This is a genomic window from Limnohabitans sp. TEGF005, assembly GCF_055394835.1.
The window spans coordinates 81,520-104,697 of the sequence record NZ_AP029226.1 but is presented as its reverse complement, the minus strand read 5'-3'; the positions used below and the strand labels follow the sequence as shown (position 1 = coordinate 104,697).

Here is a 23,178-nt window from a genome sequence, read left to right as displayed (position 1 = left end):
ACGCTCAGCTCACACGCTGAGCGGCGCTTCCTGCATTTGCTCCACCTGCTCTTGCAGCATGAGCACCTGCCCGCGCCAATAGTCGGGCGTGCCAAACCACGGAAAGTTGATCGGGAAAATCGGGTCTTCCCAACGCCGCGCCAGCCAGGCGCTGTAATGGATCAAGCGCAAAGTGCGCAGCGCCTCGATCAACTGCAACTCAGCACGGTCAAAGTCGCGCACTTGTTCATAACCGTCTAACAGCGCCGACAGCTGCTGCGTGCGCTGACGGCGGTCGCCCGACAAGAGCATCCACAAATCCTGCACCGCGGGGCCCATGCGGGCATCGTCCAAGTCCACAAAGTGCGGGCCACCTCCGGGCAGCTCGGCAGGTGTCCACAAAATATTGCCGGGGTGGCAGTCGCCATGCAGGCGCAGCAAGCGCCGATCTGACGCGCCTTGCGCAAACGCGGCTTCGATCAAGGCCAGCGCGGGCACCAGCGCATCGCGCCATTCGCGCTCGACTTCCAGCGGAATCATCTGATGGGTTTGCAGCCATTGGGCAGGCTCCAGCGCAAAGGTCTGCACATCAAGCGTGGGCCGGTGCGCAAAGGGCTTGGCCGCGCCCACGGTGTGGATGCGGGCCAAAAAGCGGCCAATCCACTCCAACACCTCGAAATCATCCAGCTCCGGCGGGCGACCACCGCGCAAAGGGCTGACCGAAAAATCAAAGCCTGCCGTTGGGTGCAAGGTCTGCCCATTCAGGGTCATCGGCGCCACCACAGGCACCTCGGCGGCCACCAGTTCGGCGGCAAAGTCGTGCTCTTCCTGAATCTGCACACGACTCCAGCGGCCAGGCCTGTAAAACTTGAGCACCACCGCCGACGCGCCTTGCACCGGCTCATCCAAATGGGCGCGGTACACGCGGTTTTCGTAAGAGCTGAGCGCCAGCAAACGGCCATCGGGCCAAAGGCCCAAATCGGTCAAAGCGTCCATCACCCGGTCCGGGGTGAGTTCAGCGTAAGGGTGCAAAGCGTTCGTGTCGGTCATGCGCCGATTGTGGCGCACGACCGAAGCCGCAGCCCGAGGCTTCGGGCCAAGGCATCAGTAGCTGTAAACGCCCTGTCCTGTCTTGCGGCCCAAACGCCCGGCAGCGACCATTTCTTTCAGCAAGGGGCAAGGGCGGTATTTGCTGTCGCCGAACTCCTTGAGGTAGACCTCCATTACGGCAAGGCAAACGTCCAGGCCAATCATGTCGGCCAGCGCCAAGGGGCCGATCGGCTGGTTGCAGCCGAGCTTCATGCCCGCATCGATGTCTTCGGGCGTGGCCAGGCCTTCGGCCAGCACAAACAGCGCTTCGTTGATCATGGGCACCAAAATGCGGTTGACCACAAAGCCGGGCGCGTTCTTGACGGTGATCGGGGTCTTGCCCAAAGCGGTGGCCAGTGCGTGCACCGCGTCGTGGGTGGCGTCGCTGGTTTGCAGGCCGCGAATGATCTCGACCAAGGCCATCATGGGCACGGGGTTGAAAAAGTGCATGCCAATGAAACGGTCGGCACGCTGGGTGGCAGCGGCCAGCTGGGTGATCGAGATCGACGAGGTGTTGGAAGCGATGATCACGTCGGCAGGCAGCATGCCATCGAGCTGCTTGAGGATTTTGACCTTGAGGTCCTGGTTCTCGGTGGCGGCCTCAATGACCAACTGGGTGGCCTTCAGGTCGTCATAAGAAGTGCTGCCCTTGATCAGGCCCAACGCCTTGGCCTTGTCGGCTTCGGTGATCTTTTCTTTTTTGACCAAGCGGTCCAGACTGCCCGATACGGTGGCAATGCCCTTGGCCACGGCCGCATCAGAAATGTCCACCATCACCACCGGAATGCCCGACACAGCACACGCCTGTGCGATGCCATTGCCCATGGTGCCTGCGCCAATGATGCCTACGGTTTGGATGCTCATGTTCTGTCCTTCAAAACGGGTAAATGGGTTTTGCAACCATCTTAACGGGGCTGTTTCACACGGGCCTGACGGCATGACTGCGTTGTGAGGCTGGATGTATGGCATCACAACAAAAAGGGCGGCGGCAGCTTGCCAAAGCGGGCGGTGGCGCGCCATGCACAAGGCAAGCGCCGCGCCACAAAAATAATAAATTAGAAACACTCATTACTTAGTGTAATAATTGCTACATGACACATTGGCTCATTTTGACAGCAACTCTCCCCACATCACCCAGTGGCCTGCGGGTTCGTATTTGGCGCAAGCTCAAATCCAGCCACTGCGCCACCTTGCGTGAGGGGGTTTACATCCTGCCTGCCTCGGCCACGACGGCGCCATCGTTTTGGGAGATGGATGAGGCCATACGCAGTGCGGGCGCTGAGTCGCACCTGTTGGAGGTGCAGGCTCGTGACGCGGCACAAGAGTCTGGATTTCGCGCACTGTTTGACCGCCATGATCTGTACGCTGAATTCGCCCAGACCTTGAAAGAGGCACGCAAAGCCTTCAAATCAGCAAGCGAGGCCGACGTGCGCAAGGCCCTCAGGACGCAGGAGGTGCAACTTCAGGCCATTCAAAGTGCCGACTTCTTTCCGGGCAAAGCCGCAGAATCTGCCGTGTCCGGCCTGCAAACCCTGCGACAAGAAACGGAACGCTTGCTGTCGCCGGGAGAACCTGCCTCCGTGACTGCGCCAATCGCGCTGCTGGACATCCATGAATACCAAGGTCGAACTTGGGCCACTCGTGCAAGGCCATGGGTGGACCGTTTGGCCACTGCTTGGTTGGTGCAACGCTTTGTCGACCAAGCGCCCACCTTCTTGTGGTTGGTAAACGCCAAGAAGTGCCCCAAGACCGCTTTGGGTTTTGACTTTGATGGTGCGGCGTTCACGCATGTGGGCGAACGTGTGACTTTTGAAGTGGTCGCAGCTTCATTTGGTCTGCACACCGACCCGGCGCTGGCACGGCTTGGGGAGTTGGTGCACTTCATCGATGCAGGCGGCATCGCGGTGGACGAAGCGCCCGGATTGGAAATGCTGGTTCGTGGTCTTCATGCACAACACGCAGATGACGATGCCCTGCTGGCCGCAGCGCTGGCGCTTTTTGACACCCTCTACGCCGCCTTTCGGAGCGCACCATGAGCACGCCAACGCCGACACTTACGGCACCCCACCCACCCACCTTCTGGGCGGCTTTCGCCTACTGGCTCAAGCTGGGCTTCGTCTCTTTTGGCGGGCCTGCGGGCCAGATTGCCATCATGCATGAGGACTTGGTTGTGCGTCAGCGCTGGATTTCTGAAAAGCGCTATCTGCACGCGATGAACTACTGCATGGTGCTGCCCGGGCCAGAAGCACAGCAGTTGGCCACCTACATCGGCTGGCTCATGCACAAGACTTGGGGCGGCATTGTGGCCGGGGGGCTTTTTGTGCTTCCTTCGCTGTTGATATTGATGGGCCTGTCCTGGGTGTACATGGTGTATGGCGATGTGCCGGCTGTGGCCGGTGTGCTCTATGGCATCAAACCGGCGGTGACGGCCATCGTGGTGTCTGCGACCTACCGCATCGGCTCGCGAGTGCTCAAGAACGGCGTGCTTTGGGGCATTGCCGTGGCTTCATTCACCGCCATTTTTGCCTTGAATCTGCCATTCCCGCTGATTGTGTTGGCCGCTGGCTTGGCTGGCCATTGGGGCGGTCGCTTTGCGCCCGAGAAATTCGCAATCGGCGGAGGCCACGGTACACGGGCTGAGCGCATGGGCGCCGCCGTCATCGATGACCACACGCCCACGCCGCCGCATGCGATCTTCACTTGGAAAAGATTTTGGCAAGTTCTAGCGGCTTTCGCAGGTCTGTGGTTGGCCGCGATGGGCGCTTTGGTCGCCCTGTATGGATGGGACGCGGCGCTCACACAAATGGCTTGGTTTTTCACCAAAGCCGCACTCCTGACTTTTGGGGGAGCTTATGCGGTGCTGCCGTATGTTCATCAGGGCGCGGTTGAGCACTACCAGTGGCTGACCGCGTCGCAGATGATGGACGGTTTGGCACTGGGCGAGACCACCCCTGGCCCGCTCATCATGGTGGTGGCATTCGTGGGATTTGTCGGCGGCTGGACTCAGACCGTGATGGGGACAGACTCGCTCTTCTTGGGGGCTGTGGTGGCAGCCTGCATCGTGACTTTCTTCACTTTCTTACCCTCGTTCTTTTTCATCTTTTTGGGGGGCCCGTTCATCGAGTCCACCCACGGCAATCTCAAATTCACAGCGCCATTGACGGCCATCACCGCCGCTGTCGTGGGTGTCATTGCCAATTTGGCGGTGTTTTTCGCCTTGCATGTCTTGTGGCCCACGGGGCTGTCTGGCCTGTTGGAGTGGCCTGCCGCACTCATTGGTATCGCGGCGGTGACGGCCTTGTTTCGCTACAAATTGGGGGTCATTCCCGTGCTCATTGCCAGTGGCCTTGCTGGGCTGGTTTGGGTTTTTCTTCGACCTTTGATTCATTGAGGAAACGACCATGGACTGCCACATTCAGAACTTGCCTTTCGACCCGACCGCCCTGCATGGCCTTTCAGAAAAATTGCTGCTCAGTCACCACCAGAACGACTATGGCGGTGCTGTCCATCGGCTCAATGCCATCCGAATGCACTTGACCACTCTGTCACCGAGCACCGCACCCGGTTACGTCTGGAATGGACTCAAGCGAGAGGAACTGATGGCCACCAACGCCATGCTGCTTCACGAGCTTTACTTTGGGTGTCTGGGTGGAAATGGCTCGGAAATGAGCCCCGCCATGGCGCTGGCGCTGAGCGCCAGTTTTGGCAGCGTGGCTTTGTGGCGCGATGAGTTTGCCGCCATGGGTCGAGCAATGGGTAGTGGCTCTGGCTGGGCGTTATTGGTCTATCAGCCCAGAGAGGGCCACTTGGTCAACCAATGGGCCGCTGACCACACGCAAGCACTGGTCGGAGGGATTCCACTGCTGGCCTTGGACATGTATGAACACGCCTACCACTTGGACTATGGCCCGGCGGCTGGCCCCTATGTGGAGGCCTTCATGGCGAATATCGCCTGGAACACGGTGTACGCGCGTTACCAGCAAGCCATCTATGGGGTCAGCGAGTCTCTAGGCGCAAACCATGCTGAGGTGGAGGGAGCCCTGCTGGTGGATGTGCGCCGTGAAGGGGTCTACAAGACTGCACTGACGCGCATTGCGGGCGCTCAGTGGAAAGACCCTTCGGACATTGAGCGCTGGGCCAAAGAACTTCCCCAAGACCGGGCCATCGTTGTTTACTGCGTCTATGGACACGAAGTGAGTCGCTCAGCCGCCATGCGCTTGCGTGCGGCAGGTCTGAATGTGCGATTTTTGCGTGGCGGCATTGACGCGTGGGAAGCGGCAGGTCAACGCATTGAACACAAGGCGACGGCCACTTGAGGGCCCTCAACAGCAAGCGCGTCGGCCGATAAATTCAACTCCGAAACCGCTTCCTGGTCAGCGCCAGTGCCACCCAAAACGACACCACCGCAAACACCGCCAGCACCAGCACATGGCGCAGCGGCTGGTCGGGCCAACGGTCCATGAAGAGGGGGCGCACCAAGTCGACCGCCACCGACAACGGCAGCCAATCGGCGATCACACGCACAAAGCCGGGCAGTTGTTCACGCGGAAAAAAGATGCCCGAGAGGAACATCATGGGCGTGAGGAACAGGGTGAAGTAATAGGTGAAGAAGTCGTAGCCTTTGGCCAGTGCGTTGAAGATCAGCGCCATGCAGCTGAAGGTGATGCCCACGCCCAACAGCACGGGCCAGGCGACCAGCAGCTTCCAGCTGTGGCTGATGCCCAAAGCGAGCATCACGCCCAAAATGGCGGTGACGGTGAACAGCGCTTTGAACGCGGCCCACAGCATTTCGGCCAGCACCACGTCATCGAGCCGTACCGGGGCGTTCATGATGCCGTCCCAGGTTTTCTGCACATGCATGCGCGAGAAGGCCGAATACAGCGCCTCAAAGGTGGCCGCGTTCATGGCGCTCATGCAGATGCTGCCGCTGGCCAAATACAGGATGTAGGGCACTTTTTCGCCCCCCAGTTCAATTTGCCCGACCAAAGAGCCCAGGCCGTAACCGAAGGCCACCAGCCACATCAGCGGTTCGGCGATGTTGCCCACCAGGCTGGGGATGGCCAGCTTTTTCCAGACCAACCAGTTGCGCAAAAATACAGGCCACCAGCGCATGGACAGTTGCGGCGCGGCCCAGATGTTGTTTTGGATCTGACTCATGGCTCAACCTTCTTCGCGGATTTGGCGTCCGGTCAATTTCAAAAACAGGTCTTCCAAATTGGAAGGACGGTGCAGCGTGCGCAGCGCAGGCCAAGCTTGCAGTGCCGCCAGCAGCGACCGGCTGTCGTGGGTGTAAAAGAACACGGTTTCACCGCTGACTTCGATGCGGCCCGCCAGCGCTTTCAGGTGGGCTTCTTGCGCCAGCGCCACCGCGCCTTGGCCAAACACCTCGACCACTTCGGGCTCCAGGTGCTCGGCGATCAGGTCGCGAGGTTTGCCTTCGGCGATCTTGCGGCCTTGGTCCAGCACCAACAGGCGTGAACACAGGCGTTCGGCCTCGTCCATGAAGTGGGTGGTGAGCAAGATGGATTTGCCTTCTTGCAGCAGCACTTGCAGGCGCTCCCACATGAGGTGCCGCGCTTGCGGGTCCAGGCCGGTGGTGGGCTCGTCCAGCATGAGCAGTTGCGGGTGGTTGATAAGGGCGCGGGCCAGGCTCAGGCGTCGCTTCATGCCGCCCGACAATTCGCCGGGTTTGGCTTTGGCCTTGTGGGTGAGTGCGGCAAACTCCAACAGCTTGGGAATGCGCTCGCGGATGGTGGCGTCGGGCAGGCCAAAGTAGCGGCCAAAGACCAGCAGGTTTTCTTCCGATGTGAAGTCGGGGTCCAGCGTGTCCATCTGCGCGACCACGCCCAGCTGCGACTTGATAGCCAGCGCGTCGCGCGGCATTTGCTGGCCACCAAAGTAGACGATGTCGCCGCCATCGGGCTGCGACAAGCCCAGGCACATGCGCAGCGTGGTGGTTTTGCCCGCACCGTTGGGGCCGATCACACCCAGGCATTCGCCGGGCTCGATGTGGAAAGACAGGTCATTGACCACGGTGGCGTCGCCGTAGCGCTTGACCAAATGATCGACCGAAAGCAAAGGGGTGTTCATGCTGGGATTGTGCCTGCTGCCCCACGGGGAAACCCGTGGCCATCGCCCGATAAAATCAGGGCCTTCTCTTGAACCACCCCGGCGGCCTCTTCATGTCCCCTTCTTTTTCTGACCGCTTGGCGGTCTTGCCGCAATACCTGATTCCCAAACAAGCCCTGACCGCTTTTGCGGGTTGGGTGGCGGGCAGCCAGTGGGGGGGCGCGACCACGCGCATCATCGACTGGTTCGTCAAGCGCTACAACGTGAACATGGCCGAAGCAGTCAACCCCGACACAGCCAGCTACAAGAGCTTCAACGAATTTTTCACCCGCCCGCTCCAAGCCAGCGCACGCCCCTTGGCGGCGGCGGCTTTTGTCAGCCCGGTTGACGGGGCCATCAGCCAGTGCGGCCCCATCGCGGGCGATCAGGTGTTTCAGGCCAAAGGCCACAGCTACAGCACGCAAGCGCTGGTGGGCGGCGACGCGGCCTTGGCGGCGCAGTTTCAAGATGGCGAATTCGCCACGCTGTACCTGAGCCCCCGCGACTACCACCGCATCCACATGCCTTGCGCGGGCCGCTTGACGCGCATGATTTATGTGCCGGGCGATTTGTTTTCGGTCAACCCGACCACGGCACGCGGCGTGCCCGGCCTGTTTGCGCGCAATGAACGGGTGGTGTGTGTGTTTGAAGGCGAGCACGGCCCCTTTGTGATGGTGCTGGTGGGCGCGACCATTGTGGGCAGCATGGCCACGGTGTGGCACGGCGTGGTCAACCCACCGCGCCCAGGCACGGTGCGCGAATGGGCTTATGAAATGGGCAACATCAGCCTGGCGCAGGGCGAAGAGATGGGCCGCTTTTTGCTAGGCTCCACCGTGGTGATGTTGTTCCCCCAAGGCGTGATGCAGTTCAACAAGGACTGGACGCCCACCCGCCCGATCGTGATGGGCGAGGCGATGGGCTTGTTGGATTAATCAGGGGGTTAAATCAGCAGCCCGTTCAATGCGGCATGGGGCTTGTGCGCAATGACCTGCTGCTGAATGGCAGCAGGGGTGACTTCAAACACCCGCTCGATCACTTTCGCATAAACCGCCGCCACGTCGATCGTTGGCGGCAGGTCGCGGCCTTCGAACAATTGGTCTTTGTGCAAGCCTCGCCAGTCGGCATAGACCTTCGAGCGACCGATCAAGCCGCCCGCCAGTACGCAGCAAGTGCCCACGCCATGGTCGGTGCCTGTGGTGCCGTTTTCAGCCACTGTTCGGCCAAACTCGGTCACGGTCACCACCAGGGCGTTGGCCCACATGGGCCCCATCGCGGCTTGAAAGTTCTGGACCAATTGATCGACCTTGAGCAGTTGGTCAGCGTGCCCGCCTTGGTCTGCACCCTGGCTGGCGTGCGTGTCAAACCCGTGTGTGAAATCAATGAGGCCCACACGGGGGCCCTGTGGTTGACTCATTTCTTGTCCGGCCAGGCGGCCCAGCTCTGGCAAAGAGCGTGCGTTGGCGAAATTCTGTCGATTCATGGCACCTTGCCGCTGGGTTGCCGCCTCGGCTCGGATGATGGCCGCATAGGGTGACATCAGTCCGTCTTTCGACCACAAAGCGGCCAGAGAGTCTGCGACGGTCGGCGTCAAGGGCGGCATCCAGTTGGGAAATTTCGTGGACGATTCTGGGTTGCCTCGGAGAATCAAAGGCATGGGTATTGAAATAGAAACGCCGCCCGCCACCCGCGCCACCTGCATCGCCCGACCCAGCCATCCTGACGCCGAGGTGTAGGGCTTTGGCATGCCAGATTGCATCACGTCCTGACCCTCGAAATGCGACCGCCCGGCATAAGCAAAGCCTGTGCTGTGAACCACCGCCAGTTGCTCTTGCCCCCACAACTGGTGCAGGTGCTTGAGCGATGGGTGCAGGCCAAACGAGCCATCCAACCGCAAACTGTTCTGGACAGCGATGGTGGGCCGAATGGCGGCGTAGTTGGCATCGCCGATAGGCGGCACAGCGGCCAATCCGTCCATGCCACCTCGCAGCAGCACGACCAGCAGCCGAGGCGCAGTGGCAGCGCCATTGGCCCACGCAGACGGGATGCCTGCAAAACTCAGTGCAGCCGCACCAGCACCTTTCAACCATTGTCTTCTTTGCATGGTGATCAACTCCAAAGCAGTGTGGGACTGGCGTGGAACAAGGTGTGTGCAGAGCGCACATCGCCCTTGGCCATGACGTTTTGAATCAAAGCGAGCTCTGGGTTGTCAGGTGCGAAATGCTTTTCGCACAATTGATTCAGGGTTTGACGGGGTTGTGCCGCCTGTTGCAACCAATCCCTGGTGACCACTGACATGAAGCGCACCCGACGGTCCAGCATTTCCTTGGAGATCCAGTCGACCGAACGAATGGGCCATCCGTTGGGTTGTGGGCAACGTGGCAATGGTTGCCCCAAGTCACCCAATACATTTGGGGTTTTGAGACCGCCACGCTCATCCAAAGGTGCTGTTCTGGGTGGGGCAATGCCCATCAAATTCCAAGTCTGTAAAAGCCATGTTTCTGGCGACAAAAATTTGCGCGTGGTCTCCAGATGCGCCCAACACATCTCGAGCACGGCATCGTGAACGGCAGGCAGATGTCCTTTGGTTTGCAAGAAAACTTGCTCAACGTGGCGAATCGCCGCAGCAGGTGGGTCGTCGTCAAGAAAGTAAACGCACAGCTTTCGGGCCAAATGCCTTGCTGTTGCTGGATGGACGGCCAAGTCAGCAATCAAATCTTCCAACTTGGCAGACGGACGAAACAAGGCCGAGTAGGTTTTACCCATCACCACTTGAGAGCCCGGTTCGTGGTAATTGAAATCAAAAAATGTACCCAGCGGCACACCGGCCTTGTGGTGCTTGTCAGGCCGCATGTCGCGCCACCCGGTCAATATCAGGGTGACCGCCTCCACATCTTTTTGGGTATAGCCGCTGTCAGGGCTCAATGTGAACAGTTCCAACAGCTCACGCCCCAGGTTTTCGTTGATGCTGTGGGTGGTCCATTTTTCGCGTGCGGCACGCGAACGGGGCCCCGTGTTGTTGTTGTTGTCCAGATAGACCAACATGCCGGGGTGGGTCGTGGCATGCCAAAGCAGGGTCTGAAAGTCCCCCGTCATTTTTTCTCGCAGACTGCGTTGGAAAGGCCCCACCAAGGTGTCGTTGTTCTGGTTGCCTGGCGCCACCATGAAGTGGTTGGACCAAAAATGCCAAAACCTTTCAAAGACAGGTGCTTCGCCATACAAGGCGGTGGTCGCGCGGGCTTGGACTTCTTTCCAGTGTTCCATCTGCCAATACGGTGTCCCGATATCGCGCTTGCGCTCGGCTTCGTACTGCTCTTTGGACATGCGCTTGGCCTTGTCAAAAGATTCGACTTCAAGTCGACGGTGCTTTTCAAACGCCTGCATCACATCGTCCATGCGCCAGAGCAATTGAACCCAAGTGGGCAGATCGGTGCGCCGTGTGCCATCCCGCTCCAGAATGTCCATCGGCGGCACACGTTTCAACTGGGCTTTTGCCCATGCCAAAGGGTCATCCGGCAGGGCTGCATCGTGCGGCAGGCCAAACGCCACACGTCGCGTGAATTGATGGGCTAAATGCAAGGACCGCTGCATGACACTCCCTTCTCGTATTCAACACGGCGGTGCTTGAGGTATCCGCATACCGCACCGCACAGGCACTGCTTGCGCTTAAATTTCGATTTTCGAGCCCAACTCGACCACCGCGTTGGTGGGCAGGTTCAAAAACTCGGCCGCTGCGCTGGCGTTGTGGTGCATCTGGGCAAAGAGTTTTTCGCGCCAGGTGGCCATACCGCCGCCGATGGTAGGAATCACGATGTCGCGTGACAGGAAATAACTGGTCATCATCGGGTCGAGCTTACAGCCCTCGCCCTCGATGGCAGCCAAGGCCGAAGGCAAATCGGGGTTGTCCTTGAAGCCGTAATTGACGATCACTTGCCAGCAGTCGTGGCCCAGCGACTCGATTTCGAGGCGATTGTCTGCTTCCATGCGCGGAATTTCGTGGCTGCGCACCGTGACAAACAGGTTTTGCGCGTGCAGCACCTTGTTGTGTTTGAGGTTGTGCAGCAGCGCGTTGGGCACCGCACCCGTTTCGGCCGTCAAAAACACGGCTGTGCCTTCCACGCGGGTGGGGGGTGCGATGAAAACCGCTTCCAGAAAATCGTTCAACTTCAGCGCATCCGAGCGCAAGGAATCGTTGAGCAAGCGGCGGCCATCGTGCCAGGTCAGCATGAGGGTGAACACGGCCGCACCGATGAGCAATGGGAACCAGCCACCGTCAAACAGCTTGAACATGTTGGACGCCCAAAAGGCCAGATCAACGACAAAGAAGAAGCCTGTTGCACCGATGCACAGCGCCAGTGGGAGCTTCCAGGCGTAACGGATCACGAAGAAGGTGAGCACCGTGGTGATCAGCATGTCGGTACACACGGCGATGCCGTAGGCCGCCGCCAGGTTGCTGGACGACTTGAACATGATCACCGCCAAAACGATGGCCACAAACAGGCCCCAGTTCACAAAGGGCATGTAGATTTGGCCGGTATCGGTTTCGCTGGTGTGCATGACCTGCAAGCGCGGCAAATACCCCAGCTGAATCACTTGTTTGGTCACGCTGAAAGCACCTGAAATCAAAGCCTGCGAGGCGATGACCGTGGCCATGGTGGCCAAGCCGACCAGCGGCACCAGAGCCCAGTCAGGGGCCATCATGTAAAACGGATTTTTCACGGCCTCGGGCTGAGACAGCAACAAGGCACCTTGACCAAAATAATTCAACACAAGACAGGGCATGACCACGCTGAACCAGGCCAGGCGGATCGGTTTTTTGCCAAAGTGGCCCATGTCGGCATACAAGGCCTCGCCGCCTGTGACGCACAAGACCACCGCACCCAAGATGATGAACGTGGTGCCCGGCTCGTGCCACATGAAGCTCAAGGCGTAATGCGGGCTGATGGCGAACAAAATTTCAGGGCGCTGAACAATGTGGGAGACCCCCAGCACCGCGATGGCGGCAAACCAGACCAAGGTGATGGGGCCAAAGAACTTGCCGATGCCTGCCGTGCCGCGCTTTTGCACCCAGAACAGCAGGAACAGGATCACCAAGGTCAGCGGAATCACTGATTTTTTGAAGGCTGGCGAGATGATCTCCAGGCCCTCCACCGCCGAGAGCACCGAGATGGCGGGGGTGATGACACCGTCGCCATAAAACAGGCAGGTGCCAAAGATGCCGACCACCAGCAAGACTTTGCGCAACTGGGGTCGGTCTTTGACCGATTGCGAGGCCAGCGCCAGCATGGCCACCAGACCGCCCTCACCATGGTTGTCTGCACGCAGCACCAACACCACATACTTGACCGACACGATGGTGGTCAGGGTCCAGAAAAAGATGGAGAGGATGCCGTAGACGTTGTCGGGCGTAAAAGGCACATGGCCGGAGCCAAAAACCTCTTTCATCGCATACAGCACACTGGTGCCGATGTCGCCATAAACCACGCCAATGGCGCCCAAAGTCAATGCGACGAGTGAAGAACGGTTGGAAGACACGGGCTGGGACCTGACTGACGTCAAATCGGGTAAGAAACAAGTGGGCTATTTTGCGCCCGATTTCAGCCCCGTGTCACCGTCCTTTTGGGGATTTTGTTGCAGTGCAGCAACTTTAGTCGTAAACCTCGGCTTCGGGGTCGGTTGCTTCCAGCTCGTAACTGGCCGCCAGCATGGCCAAGCGGCCAATCACGCCATACATATAGAAGCGGTTGGGCACGCTGGCACCAGGTTTGACACCGGGCTGAGGCAAGTGCGGGGTATCGGCGAAGGCCAAAGGCACAAAACTGGCGCCGGGGGCGTTCAGGTTCTCGTCGACCCCGCGCTCGGCGTGCACGCGGTAAAAACCACCCACCACATAGCGGTCCATCATGTAGACCACCGGCTCGGCCACCGCGTCGTTGATGCGTTCGTTGGTCAGCACGCCCTCCTGGATGATCACGTCATTCACGGTCTGGCCGTCCTTGATGACGTTCATCTTGTTGCGGGTCTTGCGGTTCAGAGCGTCCAGATCGGCCACATCGCGCACGGTCATGATGCCCATGCCGTAAGTGCCGTTGTCGGCCTTGACCACCACAAACGGCTTCTCGTTGATGCCGTATTCCTTGTATTTGCGCTTGATTTTGGTCAGCAGCGCGTCCACGTTGCTGCGCAGGCATTCCATGCCCGTGCCTTCGGCAAAGTTCACGTCGCCGCACTGGCTGAACATCGGGTTGATGAGCCAAGGATCGATGCCCAGCAGCTTGCCAAAACGCTTAGCCACCTCTTCGTAGCTCTGAAAGTGCTTGGTTTTGCGGCGCACGCTCCAGCCTGCGTGCAGCGGTGGCAGCAGGTATTGCTCGTGCAGGTCTTCCAGAATGCCCGGGGCACCCGCCGACAAGTCGTTGTTGAGCAAGATGGTGCAGGGATCGAAGTCTTTCAGGCCCAGACGGTGCTTGCTGCGCACCACCGGCTCCAGGGTCACGCTTTCGCCATTGGGCAGCTCAATGGTCGTCGTTTCCTTGATCTCGGGGTTGATCGAGCCGATGCGCACATTCAGGCCCGCCATGTGAAAGATGCGCTGCAACTGCGCCACGTTCGTCAGATAGAAGGTGTTGCGCGTGTGGTTCTCGGGAATGATCAGCAGGTTTTTGGCCTCGGGGCAGATCTTTTCGATGGCAGCCTGGGCCGCCTGTACGGCCAAAGGCAGCATTTCAGGCGTCAGGTTGTTCCAGCCGCCTGGATAAAGGTTGGTGTCCACCGGGGCCAGCTTGAAGCCCGCGTTGCGAATGTCAACCGAGGTGTAAAACGGCGGTGTGTGCTCCATCCATTCCAGACGAAACCAGCGTTCAATCGCGGGCATGGAATCAAGGATGCGCTGCTCCAGCTCATTGATGGGGCCGGTCAGGGCAGTGACAAGATGGGGAACCATGGGCGACCTTTATGGGGCTGAAATGACAAAAACAAGATAATCATATGGGGCCGGTCAGCGCGTTTGCAAGCACTGACCCGACAGAAGCCAAGGGCATGTGAACCCGGCCACCCCAGACAAGCAGATCAGGTGCGGACTTCGCCTTCACCCAACACCACATATTTGAGCGAGGTCAGACCTTCGATACCGACCGGGCCCCGGGCGTGGAATTTGTCGGTGCTGATGCCGATCTCGGCACCCAAACCAAACTCAAAACCATCCGCAAAACGGGTGCTGGCGTTGACCATGACACTGGCCGAGTCCACCTCGCGCAAGAAGCGCTGGGCGTGCATGTGGTCGCGGGTCAGAATGGCATCGGTGTGGTGGCTGCTGTAGTGGTTGATGTGGGCAATCGCTTCGTCCAGCCCCTCAACCACCTTGATGCTGATGATGGGCGCGAGGTATTCCTCGAACCAATCTTGCTCGGTGGCGTCCTTCAGCTGAGCCCCGACAACTTGACTCAGAATGGCCTTGGCCTTGGGGCAGCAGCGCATCTCGACGCCTTTGGCGGCATAAATGGCACCGATTCTGGGCAAAAACTCGGCGGCCACGCCCTGTGCGACCAGCAAGCCTTCGCTGGCATTGCAGGGGCTGTATTTGTTGGTTTTGGCGTTGTCGGCCACCTTCACCGCCATGTCGATGTCGCACGGATCGTCCACATACGTGTGGCAATTGCCGTCCAGGTGCTTGATGACGGGCACCTTGGCCTCGGCGCTGATGCGCTCAATCAGGCCCTTGCCGCCGCGCGGAATGATCACGTCCACAAACTGCGGCATGGTGATCAGTTGGCCCACGGCAGCGCGGTCGGTGGTTTGTACCAATTGCACCGCGTCGATGGGCAAACCGCTGACCGTCAGCGCCTGCTGAACCAGCTTGGCCAAGGCCTTGTTCGACTCGATGGCTTCGGAGCCACCGCGCAAGATGCAGGCGTTGCCGCTCTTGATGGACAGGCTGGCCGCCTCGATCGTCACATTGGGACGGCTTTCGAAGATCATGCCGAACACGCCAATCGGCACGCGCATCTGGCCCACACGGATGCCGCTGGGCACTTGCTTCATGCCGATGATCTCGCCGATCACGTCGGGCATGGCCGCCAACTGCTCGCAGCCTAGCGCACAAGTTTCCAGCACTTTGGGCGTGAGTTTCAGGCGGTCCACCATCGGTTCGGCCAGCCCGGCAGCGCGGGCACGCTCCAGGTCTTTGGCGTTGTCCAGTTGCAAAGCGTCGGTGTTCTCGCGCAACAAGGCAGCCAAATGGCGCAAAGCCTTGTTTTTGGTAGCAGCCGATGCCTTGGCCATCAGGGCCGAGGCTTTTTTGGCCTGCTGGCCCAATGCTTGGACGTGTGCGGCGGTGTTCAATTCAGTCATTCAAACATTTTCGCAGATGCGGATAACGGTTTTTGTCACCCCCGAGGCGATTGAGGGTCAATGCCTTCAGCCGTGATGGATACCCGGTCAAGCCGGGCTTGACAATGATAGGCCGGGCACGGCCGCGGCGGGCCGAATCAGCGGACGATGCAAAAGCGCGAGAAGCGCACGGCCAGACGCTGCAAGGCCTGCCAGCCGTCGGTGGGCCATTCAGGCACTTTCAGGCCCTTGACAATGCCGTCCACTTGGTGCGCCGCTTGCAGCAAGCCATTCAGACGGGCTTCGGTCATGCGGGGCAACACGCGTTCAAACAGGCGTTCACGCGGGCCCCACACACGCTGTTCGCGCAAGGCCATGGGCATGGGCTTGCCGCTGGCAATAGCGTCTTTCACACGTTTCAACGCGCGGATGTCTTCGGCCAAGGTGTAGTGCACCAACACAGCGGCCTCGCCTTCGGCTTGCAGACCGTCGAGCATGCGCTGCACCCGCGCCACCTGCCCCGACAACACGGCCTCTGACAACTTGAACACGTCGTAACGGGCCACGTTGACCACCGCCGACTCCACCTGTTCCTGGCTGAGTTCGCCTGGCGGGTGGAGCAGCCCGAGTTTTTGAATCTCTTGGTGTGCCGCCAGCAGGTTGCCTTCTACGCGGTCGGCAAAAAACTGCAGCGTGCGCTGACCTTCTTCGCCCGCCACCACGCGCTGACCTTGCTGTTGCAAGCGCTGCGCGATCCACTGAGGCAAGGCATTGCGGTCAACGGGATCGACCTGAATTGAAACGCCCCCATTTTCCAATGCCCCAAACCAAGCCCCTTTGCGGGTGACGGCATCCAGGCGCGGCAGCAAAAACAAGGTCAAGGTCGTGTCATTGCCTTGGGCAGATGCGGCCAGTTGCTGAATGGCCGTGCTGCCTTCCTTGCCTGGCTTGCCAGAGGGCACGCGCACTTCCACGATTTGTTTGTCGGCAAACAGACTGAGCGAGCCGCCTGCGGCCAGCACTTCGCTCCAGTCAAAATGTGCCCCCGAGACGGTGTGCACGCTGCGCTCGGTGTAGCCCTGGGCACGGGCGGTGGCGCGGATGGCATCGGCCGCCTCCTGGATCAGCAAGGCCTCGTCGCCATGCAACACATACAGGCTGCGCAAGCCCTTTTGCAGGTGTGCCGCCAACTGTGGAAGGGCCAATTGCATGTGCGCGTTCAGGCAGGTTGCGGTGTATTGCGCGGCTTGACGGCTGACAAACGGCGCATGATCTGCTGCACGATGTCGGTCTGCATGTCACGGTACAAAATGCCTTGCTCGATCTCTTTGGACAGCGCCGCAGTTTCGGTAAAGCTCAAGTCACGCTGCTGAAACAACGCCACTGGCTCGATCAGCTCCACACCTTGTGGCGTGCGCAGGCGAAAGCGCACACGCAGCCGCAATTGCAGCTCGCGCACCTGGCCTGTCGCGCTCACGCCCACGGCCACCTGCTGGCGCTCTTCGCCCAGAATGTCAAGAATCGCATCGGCCTTGAGCATCTGCTTGGGATCGGTCCATAACTCAATACGGCCCGAGCCCAGCAAATTGCGCCGAAGCTCCACACCCAAAGGCGATGTGGTCGAGAAATTGGCATACAGGGTTTTGAACGCAAAGTCCTTGGTTTGCCGCAGCTGAAACCCACAGCCCGCGAGCCACACAGGCACAGTGCCCAAGCCCAAAGCGGTCAAAAAGAGTCGGCGTGAGGAGGTCATCGGGCGCGTTCTCAGATCACCACGTTGACCAAGCGGCCAGGCACCACGATGACCTTTTTGGGTGCAGCACCTTCGGCTTGCTTGACAAACGCCTCGCTGGCCAGCGCGGCAGCTTCGATCTGCGCCTTGTCTGCCGCAGCAGGCACCAAGATGGCCCCACGCAACTTGCCATTGATTTGCAGCATCAGCTCGATCTGGTCGCGCTCAAGTGCCGACTCGTCGACGATGGGCCACGGGGCATCCAGCAATTCGCCCACAGCCTTGGCATAACCCAGCTGCTGCCAGACTTCGTCCGTGATGTGCGGGCAGGCGGGGTAAAGCATGCGCGTCAAAAGCGACACGCCTTCGCACAGGGCGGCGGTGTCACCCGCGCCGCCATCGGGCTTAAAGTCTTCCAGCGCGTTCAACAGCTTCATGCAGCCGGACACCACGGTGTTGTATTGCATGCGCTCGTAGTCGTAGCCCACTTGCTTGAGCACCAGGTGCATTTCGCGGCGCAAGGTCTTGGCCGAATCGCCCAAAGCCGCTTGGCTCAGGTCCTGGCCCGTGGCCGTGCGCAGCAGCGCGTGGTGCTTGAAAGCGAAGTTCCAGACCCGGCGCAAAAAGCGGTAGCTGCCCTCCACGGCCGAGTCGTTCCATTCCAGCGTCACCTCGGGCGGCGCGGTGAACATGGTGTACAGACGCGCCGTGTCAGCGCCGTATTTTTCGATCAGGTCTTGCGGGTCCACGCCGTTGTTTTTCGACTTGGACATGGTGCCCACGCCTTCGTAGTCGATGGCGGTGCCCACGGGCAACTTGCCATCGCCACTGTCAGCTTCGTTCTTGAGCTTTGCACCGACGACTTTGCCGGTGTCGTCGAGCACATGCTCCACGTCGTGCGGCCAGAAGTAATCTTTGCCGCCTTTGGCGGTGCGGCGCGAATAGATGTGGTTGAGCACCATGCCCTGCGTCAGCAGTTTGGTGAAGGGCTCATCGACCTTGACCAGCCCCAGATCACGCATGACCTTGGTCCAAAAGCGCGCGTACAACAGGTGCAGGATCGCATGCTCGATGCCGCCAATGTATTGGTCCATGCCGCTGCCGCCCGTGGCCTTGTGCTGGTCCCGCATCCAGTAGTCAGTGCCGTCGGCCACCATCTTTTCGGTGTTGGTCGGGTCGCAATAGCGCATGAAGTACCAAGACGAGTCCACAAAGGTGTCCATGGTGTCGGTCTCGCGGCGGGCGGGTTTGCCGCACACCGGGCAGGTCACGCCCGCATGGAAGCCTTCGTGTTTGTGCAGTGGGTTGCCCGAGCCGTCAGGGATGCAGTCTTGCGGCAAAACCACGGGCAGGTCTTTTTCGGGCACGGGCACGGCACCGTGTTCTTCACAATGGATGATCGGGATCGGCGTGCCCCAATAGCGCTGGCGGCTCACGCCCCAGTCGCGCAAACGCCAGGTGATTTTCTTCTCGCCCAGGCTCACCCCGTTGTGGGTTTTTGCAGCCAACAGCTCGGCCACTTTGTTGACGGCGGCTTTTTGGGCCAGGCCATCGAGTTCGCCGGAGTTGACACACACACCGTCTTTGGTGGCATACCACTCGGACCATGCGGTCGCATCAAACACCCGAGCTTCGGCTGGGGCAGAGACGGAGGCTGTTGGGGGCTTGGCCGCCGGTGAGGAATCGGAGCCTGCGACTGACGAACCGGGGGCCAAGCCCCCAACAGCCGGCACCAAGCCCACGACCTGTCGAATCGGCAAGTCGTATTTCAAGGCAAACGCAAAATCACGCTCGTCATGCGCAGGCACGCCCATCACGGCACCGTCGCCGTAGCTGATCAGCACGTAGTTGCCCACCCACACCTCAACCTGCGCACCGGTCAATGGGTGCGTGACGAACAGGCCGGTGGCCATGCCCTTTTTCTCTTGCGTGGCCAGCTCGGCCTCGGTGGTGCCGCCGCTCTTGCATTCGTCCAAAAACGCCGCCAAAGCGGGATTGTTCGCCGCCGCATGCAAGGCCAGCGGGTGCTCAGCGGCCACCGCGCAAAAGGTCACGCCCATGATGGTGTCGGCGCGGGTGGTGAAGACGTACATCTTGCCGCCGCCGATCAACTGGCCAGAGGCATCGCGGATGTCGTGGGGGAACGCAAAGCGCACGCCTTCGCTCTTGCCGATCCAGTTTTCCTGCATCAAGCGCACTTTGTCGGGCCAGCCGTTGAGCGTGGCCTTGTCGTTGCCGATCTGCACATGGTCCAGCAACTCTTGCGCGTACGACGTGATGTTCAGGTAGTAGCCCGGAATCTCACGCTTTTCGACCGGGGCACCGGTGCGCCAGCCTTTGCCGTCGATGACCTGCTCGTTGGCCAGCACGGTCTGGTCCACCGGGTCCCAGTTGACGACCTGGGTCTTGCGGTAAGCGATGCCTTTTTCGAGCATCTTGAGGAACAACCACTGGTTCCATTTGTAGTAAGTGGGGTCGCAGGTGGCCACTTCGCGCGACCAGTCCACCGCCAAACCCATCGCCTGCATCTGCTTTTTCATGTAAGCGATGTTTTCATGCGTCCACTTGGCCGGCGGCACGCCGTTTTTCAAGGCCGCGTTTTCGGCAGGCAAACCAAAAGCGTCCCAGCCCATGGGCATCAAGACGTTGTAGCCCTTCATGCGCAGGCTGCGCGTGAGCATGTCGTTGATGGTGTAGTTGCGCACATGGCCCATGTGCAGCTTGCCGCTGGGGTAGGGCAGCATGGAGCAGGCGTAGAACTTCTTTTTGCTGGCGTCTTCGGCGACGCGGTAGGCATCGCGGGCCGTCCAGCGGGACTGTGCTGCGGGTTCGACTTCGAGGTGGTTGTACTTGTCTTGCATAGCCTGCGATTGTAGGCTGGCGCGGCTGTTGTTCTGGGTGGATTGACCCGTCAGCGCTTGGTGGTGGACGGGGTTTGCGCCACAAAACCGATGCGCGTCAGCCCCGCTTTTTGGGCCAAGCCCATGGCCTCGACCACGCGCCCATAGGGCACCGATTGATCGGCGCGAAGTTCCAGCTCAGTTTGGGGGTTGCGCTTGGCCGCCTCAGACAGGCGCTGACGCAGGGCTTCAGGACTGATGGGTTTGTCGTTCAAAAACAAGGCGCCTTGGGCATCGACCACCAATGACACGGCTTGCGGAGCAGCCCCGGCCTCAGTGCCTTCGCTTTGGGGCAAGTCCAGCCGAATGGCGCTGGTCATCAAGGGGGCGGTGAGGATGAAAATGACCAGCAAAACCAGCATCACGTCGACCATGGGAGTGACATTGATCTCGCTCATGGGGGCGTCCGGCTTGCGCGATTCCAAGCGACCGAAGGCCATGGCTCAGTCCTGCGGATCGGCCAGCAAGCCACGCAGATCGTGGGCAAAGCCTTCGAGTTCGGCCTCGATCTGGTTCACTTTGCGGCCTAAAACGTTGTAGCCCAGCACCGCCGGTATGGCCACGGCCAAGCCCGCGGCGGTCATGATCAGGGCCTCACCCACCGGGCCGGCGACCTTGTCGATGGTCAGCTGCCCGGCTTCGGCCATGCCCGTCAAGGCATTGAAAATGCCCCACACCGTGCCCAAAAGTCCGACAAATGGCGAGATGGAACCCGCCGTGGCCAACCACACCTGGCCCCACTGCAAGCGCCGCACCACGCCATGAAGGGCATCGCGCAACACCCGCGTCAGCTGGGGGTGGCGGTCTCCGGCCGAGGCCAAGGTGCCGCCCACGGGCAGCAAGGTGGCTTCAAGCAAAGGGGTGATGCACGCGTCGCGGTCAAACTGGGCCACGCGCTGGCGGGCATCGTCAAAGGCGGGGGCTTGCCAAAACGCCGCGATGCTGCGGCGCATGTCCAGGCCGACGCGTGACAGCAAACGCCATTTCCAAACCATCACCACCCAGCTGCCCACCGACAGCACCAACAAGACCAGCGCCAGAACGCGGCTGACGAAGTCGCTGTGCAGTAAAAAGTCGTTGAGGCTCATGGCAACGGGCTAGGGGCCGTTAGCGCAGGTTCAACACGTCAAACATGTCAAACAGGCCGCGCTGCTGGGTGGCCAAATAACGCACGGCCCGCAGGCTGCCCTGGGCGTAAGTGGATCGGCTGGAGGATTTGTGGGTCACTTCGATGCGTTCGCCAATGCCGGCAAACAACACGGTGTGGTCGCCCACAATGTCGCCGCCACGGATGGTGGCAAAACCGATGCTGGATGGATCGCGCTCGCCCGTGTGACCGTAGCGCTCATAAACTGCGCAGTCTTTCAAGTCGCGCCCCATGGCCTCGGCAATGACTTCGCCCATCTTGAGGGCCGTACCCGAAGGCGCGTCCACTTTGTGGCGATGGTGGGCTTCGATGATCTCGATGTCGTAGCCGGTTGACATGGCTTGCGCCGCCATTTGCAGCAGCTTGAGCGTGACGTTGACGCCCACGCTCATATTGGGGGCCATCACAATGGCGATGTCTTTGGCAATTTCAGCGATTTCGGCTTTTTGCTCGTCCGTGAAACCGGTCGTGCCGATCACGGCTTTGACACCCAGTTCTCGGCAAACCTTCAGGTGCGCCAAGGTGCCTTCGGGGCGTGTGAAATCGATCAGGCAAGCCGCATTCTTCAAGCCAGCATGCAAGTCCGACGTGACCAGAACGCCACTGGATTTGCCCAAAGGGGCTGCGGCATCCAGGCCCAGTGCAGGGCTGGCCGCGATGTCGAGCGCACCCGCCAGGTGGCAGTCGTCCGAGGCCATGATGGCTTCGATCAGCATATGCCCCATGCGGCCAGAAGCCCCGGCAACGGTGATGGGCAAGTCGGTCAATTGAGTCATGTCGTGTTCAAAATGAAAAGTACGCACGCCATCGGGCAAAGGGCCCGAACAGGACACCCGTTAGCGGGGTGTTGGCTCCAAGGGAGGGTAATTGGCTGGCAACGGCGCTGCGCGCTCGGCACCGCCTTGTGCTTTTTGCACAGGGAACTTCTTCAGGTCTTCTTCGCTGGCCTGCAAGTTGGGCACGCTGGCGGCCTTGCGCTGAATGACCAAGCGCTCCACGAACTCGGACTCGCTGGGCAAGTCGCCCCCTTCAATGGATTGCAGCACATCGCCTTTGAAAAACACCGTGAGCTGGAAAGTCTGGGGGGGCACGCCTTGGCGGCGGATGCTGAAGGCGTAATCCCAACGGTCTGCGTGAAAAAGACTGGTCACCAAGGGTGTGCCCAGAATGTCACGAACCTGTGCACGCGCCATGCCCGGGGTGAGCGCCTGGCGCTGCTCTTTAGAAACGAAGTTGCCTTGAACCACATCAGGCACGTAAGGCTTGAACGTGTCGCCGGTGAAGCTGGTCATGCTCCCGCACCCCGCCAAAATGGCGCACACAAAGAGCATGGCCAGGCGGTTGCCTGTCAAGGGGAAAGTCAGGAAAGCTGTCATGGTTGAAGGCAGGCCGATATGATCGGGTCATTGTAGCGGCAGCTTCATGCCTGCCCCGGTTTTGCATACCCAGATACCCTTGACCATGACCCAAATCGACGAACTGAAAAACAATGGTCTGAAAGCCACCCTGCCCCGACTGAAAATTCTCGAAGTTTTTCAAAGCGGCGCACAACGCCACATGACGGCTGAAGATGTGTTTCGCCATTTGCTGCTGGAGCACACGGACATTGGTTTGGCCACGGTGTATCGGGTTTTGACCCAGTTTGAGCAAGCCGGCATTTTGAGCCGCAACCACTTCGAAAGCGGTAAAGCAGTTTATGAACTCAACGAAGGCCAACACCATGACCATGTGGTGTGTCTGGACTGCGGCCGGGTTGAAGAGTTTTATGACCCGGAAATCGAGGCCCGCCAGCAAGCCGTGGCCGAAGCCAAGGGTTTTGTGATCGCAGACCACGCTTTGAGTCTGTATGCGCACTGCACGCAAACCCCTTGCCCCCACCGTCAGCGTTGAGCTGAAAC

The 23,178-nt window shown here is 60.0% G+C and carries 21 protein-coding genes; 5 read left to right on the top strand and 16 right to left on the bottom strand.

Going from position 1 to position 23,178, the window contains the following annotated elements; all coding sequences use genetic code 11:
- Nucleotides 1-9: 9 nt before the first annotated feature.
- A complete protein-coding gene (locus tag ACZ5RG_RS00465; protein WP_315236776.1) occupies nt 10-1,029 on the bottom strand; it encodes a serine/threonine protein kinase in 1,020 nt (339 codons plus the stop codon).
- A 54-nt stretch (nt 1,030-1,083) separates the two neighbouring features.
- Nucleotides 1,084-1,932, bottom strand: a complete 849-nt coding sequence (locus tag ACZ5RG_RS00460) for a 3-hydroxybutyryl-CoA dehydrogenase (RefSeq protein ID WP_464447525.1) — start codon at nt 1,930-1,932, stop codon at nt 1,084-1,086.
- Between the two features lie 227 nt (nt 1,933-2,159).
- Here ACZ5RG_RS00460 and ACZ5RG_RS00455 point away from each other — a divergent pair, with 227 nt between their 5' ends.
- Genes ACZ5RG_RS00455 through ACZ5RG_RS00445 form a run of 3 tightly spaced genes read left to right on the top strand, consistent with a single transcriptional unit; the run spans nt 2,160 to nt 5,384 of the window.
- Nucleotides 2,160-3,104, top strand: coding sequence for a chromate resistance protein ChrB domain-containing protein (locus ACZ5RG_RS00455; protein ID WP_464447524.1), 945 nt, complete (start codon nt 2,160-2,162; stop codon nt 3,102-3,104).
- Entirely contained in the window at nt 3,101-4,459 is a 1,359-nt protein-coding gene (gene chrA / locus ACZ5RG_RS00450) for a chromate efflux transporter (RefSeq protein ID WP_464447523.1), read from the top strand. Before ACZ5RG_RS00455 ends, chrA begins: the two co-directional genes overlap by 4 nt.
- Nucleotides 4,460-4,469: 10 nt before the next feature.
- Nucleotides 4,470-5,384, top strand: coding sequence for a Fe-Mn family superoxide dismutase (locus ACZ5RG_RS00445; protein WP_464447522.1), 915 nt, complete (start codon nt 4,470-4,472; stop codon nt 5,382-5,384).
- Nucleotides 5,385-5,418: 34 nt separating this feature from the next.
- On the opposite strand, the gene ACZ5RG_RS00440 is transcribed toward ACZ5RG_RS00445, so the two are convergent.
- On the bottom strand, nt 5,419-6,225 hold the full coding sequence (locus ACZ5RG_RS00440; RefSeq protein WP_298597518.1) for an ABC transporter permease: 807 nt from the start codon (nt 6,223-6,225) through the stop codon (nt 5,419-5,421).
- 3 nt (nt 6,226-6,228) lie between these two features.
- Nucleotides 6,229-7,158: an ATP-binding cassette domain-containing protein gene (locus tag ACZ5RG_RS00435; protein ID WP_298597520.1), complete on the bottom strand. Its 930-nt coding sequence runs from the start codon at nt 7,156-7,158 to the stop codon at nt 6,229-6,231.
- Nucleotides 7,159-7,250: 92 nt separating this feature from the next.
- On the opposite strand from ACZ5RG_RS00435, the gene asd reads away from it, so the two are divergent.
- Nucleotides 7,251-8,108: an archaetidylserine decarboxylase gene (gene asd / locus ACZ5RG_RS00430; RefSeq protein WP_464447521.1), complete on the top strand. Its 858-nt coding sequence runs from the start codon at nt 7,251-7,253 to the stop codon at nt 8,106-8,108.
- A gap of 8 nt (nt 8,109-8,116) precedes the next feature.
- Here the strand turns inward: asd and ACZ5RG_RS00425 are convergent, their stop codons facing one another.
- The 12 genes from ACZ5RG_RS00425 to ACZ5RG_RS00370 all read right to left on the bottom strand — a co-directional run bounded on the left by ACZ5RG_RS00425 (nt 8,117) and on the right by ACZ5RG_RS00370 (nt 22,656).
- The gene (locus tag ACZ5RG_RS00425; protein WP_298597524.1) at nt 8,117-9,277 is read right to left on the bottom strand and encodes a DUF1501 domain-containing protein; all 1,161 of its coding nucleotides are present in this window, start codon (nt 9,275-9,277) and stop codon (nt 8,117-8,119) included.
- 5 nt (nt 9,278-9,282) lie between these two features.
- Entirely contained in the window at nt 9,283-10,764 is a 1,482-nt protein-coding gene (locus ACZ5RG_RS00420) for a DUF1800 family protein (RefSeq protein ID WP_464447520.1), read from the bottom strand.
- A gap of 75 nt (nt 10,765-10,839) precedes the next feature.
- Complete coding sequence (locus ACZ5RG_RS00415; RefSeq protein ID WP_464447519.1) at nt 10,840-12,708, bottom strand: potassium transporter Kup; 1,869 nt, start codon at nt 12,706-12,708, stop codon at nt 10,840-10,842.
- Nucleotides 12,709-12,820: 112 nt separating this feature from the next.
- Entirely contained in the window at nt 12,821-14,116 is a 1,296-nt protein-coding gene (gene gshA / locus ACZ5RG_RS00410) for a glutamate--cysteine ligase (RefSeq protein ID WP_298597531.1), read from the bottom strand.
- Between the two features lie 125 nt (nt 14,117-14,241).
- On the bottom strand, nt 14,242-15,522 hold the full coding sequence (locus tag ACZ5RG_RS00405; RefSeq protein WP_298597533.1) for a glutamate-5-semialdehyde dehydrogenase: 1,281 nt from the start codon (nt 15,520-15,522) through the stop codon (nt 14,242-14,244).
- Between the two features lie 137 nt (nt 15,523-15,659).
- Nucleotides 15,660-16,712 (bottom strand): DNA polymerase III subunit delta, encoded by a 1,053-nt coding sequence (holA, locus tag ACZ5RG_RS00400; RefSeq protein ID WP_315138480.1) that lies wholly within the window; start codon nt 16,710-16,712, stop codon nt 15,660-15,662.
- An 8-nt stretch (nt 16,713-16,720) separates the two neighbouring features.
- A complete protein-coding gene (locus tag ACZ5RG_RS00395; protein ID WP_298597536.1) occupies nt 16,721-17,254 on the bottom strand; it encodes an LPS-assembly lipoprotein LptE in 534 nt (177 codons plus the stop codon).
- A gap of 11 nt (nt 17,255-17,265) precedes the next feature.
- A complete protein-coding gene (locus tag ACZ5RG_RS00390; protein WP_464447518.1) occupies nt 17,266-20,094 on the bottom strand; it encodes a leucine--tRNA ligase in 2,829 nt (942 codons plus the stop codon).
- A 50-nt stretch (nt 20,095-20,144) separates the two neighbouring features.
- Nucleotides 20,145-20,573, bottom strand: a complete 429-nt coding sequence (locus ACZ5RG_RS00385; RefSeq protein ID WP_464447517.1) for an ExbD/TolR family protein — start codon at nt 20,571-20,573, stop codon at nt 20,145-20,147.
- 3 nt (nt 20,574-20,576) lie between these two features.
- Nucleotides 20,577-21,221 (bottom strand): MotA/TolQ/ExbB proton channel family protein, encoded by a 645-nt coding sequence (locus tag ACZ5RG_RS00380; protein ID WP_298597542.1) that lies wholly within the window; start codon nt 21,219-21,221, stop codon nt 20,577-20,579.
- 19 nt (nt 21,222-21,240) lie between these two features.
- Complete coding sequence (gene dapB / locus ACZ5RG_RS00375; RefSeq protein ID WP_298597544.1) at nt 21,241-22,056, bottom strand: 4-hydroxy-tetrahydrodipicolinate reductase; 816 nt, start codon at nt 22,054-22,056, stop codon at nt 21,241-21,243.
- Between the two features lie 60 nt (nt 22,057-22,116).
- Nucleotides 22,117-22,656 carry an outer membrane protein assembly factor BamE gene (locus ACZ5RG_RS00370; RefSeq protein ID WP_298597546.1) on the bottom strand — a complete coding sequence of 180 codons (540 nt, stop codon included), beginning with the start codon at nt 22,654-22,656 and terminating at the stop codon, nt 22,117-22,119.
- 85 nt (nt 22,657-22,741) lie between these two features.
- Here ACZ5RG_RS00370 and fur point away from each other — a divergent pair, with 85 nt between their 5' ends.
- Nucleotides 22,742-23,170 carry a ferric iron uptake transcriptional regulator gene (fur, locus tag ACZ5RG_RS00365; protein WP_298597548.1) on the top strand — a complete coding sequence of 143 codons (429 nt, stop codon included), beginning with the start codon at nt 22,742-22,744 and terminating at the stop codon, nt 23,168-23,170.
- Nucleotides 23,171-23,178: the final 8 nt, after the last annotated feature.

Bases quoted from the DNA above. Each gene is read 5' to 3' on its own strand.
- ACZ5RG_RS00395 (WP_298597536.1), bottom strand. From the start codon at position 17,254: ATGACCTCCTCACGCCGACTCTTTTTGACCGCTTTGGGCTTGGGCACT.
- dapB (WP_298597544.1), bottom strand. From the start codon at position 22,056: ATGACTCAATTGACCGACTTGCCCATCACCGTTGCCGGGGCTTCTGGC.
- gshA (WP_298597531.1), bottom strand. From the start codon at position 14,116: ATGGTTCCCCATCTTGTCACTGCCCTGACCGGCCCCATCAATGAGCTG.
- ACZ5RG_RS00460 (WP_464447525.1), bottom strand. From the start codon at position 1,932: ATGAGCATCCAAACCGTAGGCATCATTGGCGCAGGCACCATGGGCAAT.
- ACZ5RG_RS00405 (WP_298597533.1), bottom strand. From the start codon at position 15,522: ATGACTGAATTGAACACCGCCGCACACGTCCAAGCATTGGGCCAGCAG.
- ACZ5RG_RS00420 (WP_464447520.1), bottom strand. From the start codon at position 10,764: ATGCAGCGGTCCTTGCATTTAGCCCATCAATTCACGCGACGTGTGGCG.
- ACZ5RG_RS00445 (WP_464447522.1), top strand. From the start codon at position 4,470: ATGGACTGCCACATTCAGAACTTGCCTTTCGACCCGACCGCCCTGCAT.
- ACZ5RG_RS00455 (WP_464447524.1), top strand. From the start codon at position 2,160: ATGACACATTGGCTCATTTTGACAGCAACTCTCCCCACATCACCCAGT.
- fur (WP_298597548.1), top strand. From the start codon at position 22,742: ATGACCCAAATCGACGAACTGAAAAACAATGGTCTGAAAGCCACCCTG.
- ACZ5RG_RS00370 (WP_298597546.1), bottom strand. From the start codon at position 22,656: ATGACAGCTTTCCTGACTTTCCCCTTGACAGGCAACCGCCTGGCCATG.
- ACZ5RG_RS00440 (WP_298597518.1), bottom strand. From the start codon at position 6,225: ATGAGTCAGATCCAAAACAACATCTGGGCCGCGCCGCAACTGTCCATG.
- ACZ5RG_RS00435 (WP_298597520.1), bottom strand. From the start codon at position 7,158: ATGAACACCCCTTTGCTTTCGGTCGATCATTTGGTCAAGCGCTACGGC.
- asd (WP_464447521.1), top strand. From the start codon at position 7,251: ATGTCCCCTTCTTTTTCTGACCGCTTGGCGGTCTTGCCGCAATACCTG.
- ACZ5RG_RS00390 (WP_464447518.1), bottom strand. From the start codon at position 20,094: ATGCAAGACAAGTACAACCACCTCGAAGTCGAACCCGCAGCACAGTCC.
- ACZ5RG_RS00380 (WP_298597542.1), bottom strand. From the start codon at position 21,221: ATGAGCCTCAACGACTTTTTACTGCACAGCGACTTCGTCAGCCGCGTT.
- ACZ5RG_RS00385 (WP_464447517.1), bottom strand. From the start codon at position 20,573: ATGGCCTTCGGTCGCTTGGAATCGCGCAAGCCGGACGCCCCCATGAGC.
- chrA (WP_464447523.1), top strand. From the start codon at position 3,101: ATGAGCACGCCAACGCCGACACTTACGGCACCCCACCCACCCACCTTC.
- ACZ5RG_RS00425 (WP_298597524.1), bottom strand. From the start codon at position 9,277: ATGCAAAGAAGACAATGGTTGAAAGGTGCTGGTGCGGCTGCACTGAGT.
- ACZ5RG_RS00465 (WP_315236776.1), bottom strand. From the start codon at position 1,029: ATGACCGACACGAACGCTTTGCACCCTTACGCTGAACTCACCCCGGAC.
- holA (WP_315138480.1), bottom strand. From the start codon at position 16,712: ATGCAATTGGCCCTTCCACAGTTGGCGGCACACCTGCAAAAGGGCTTG.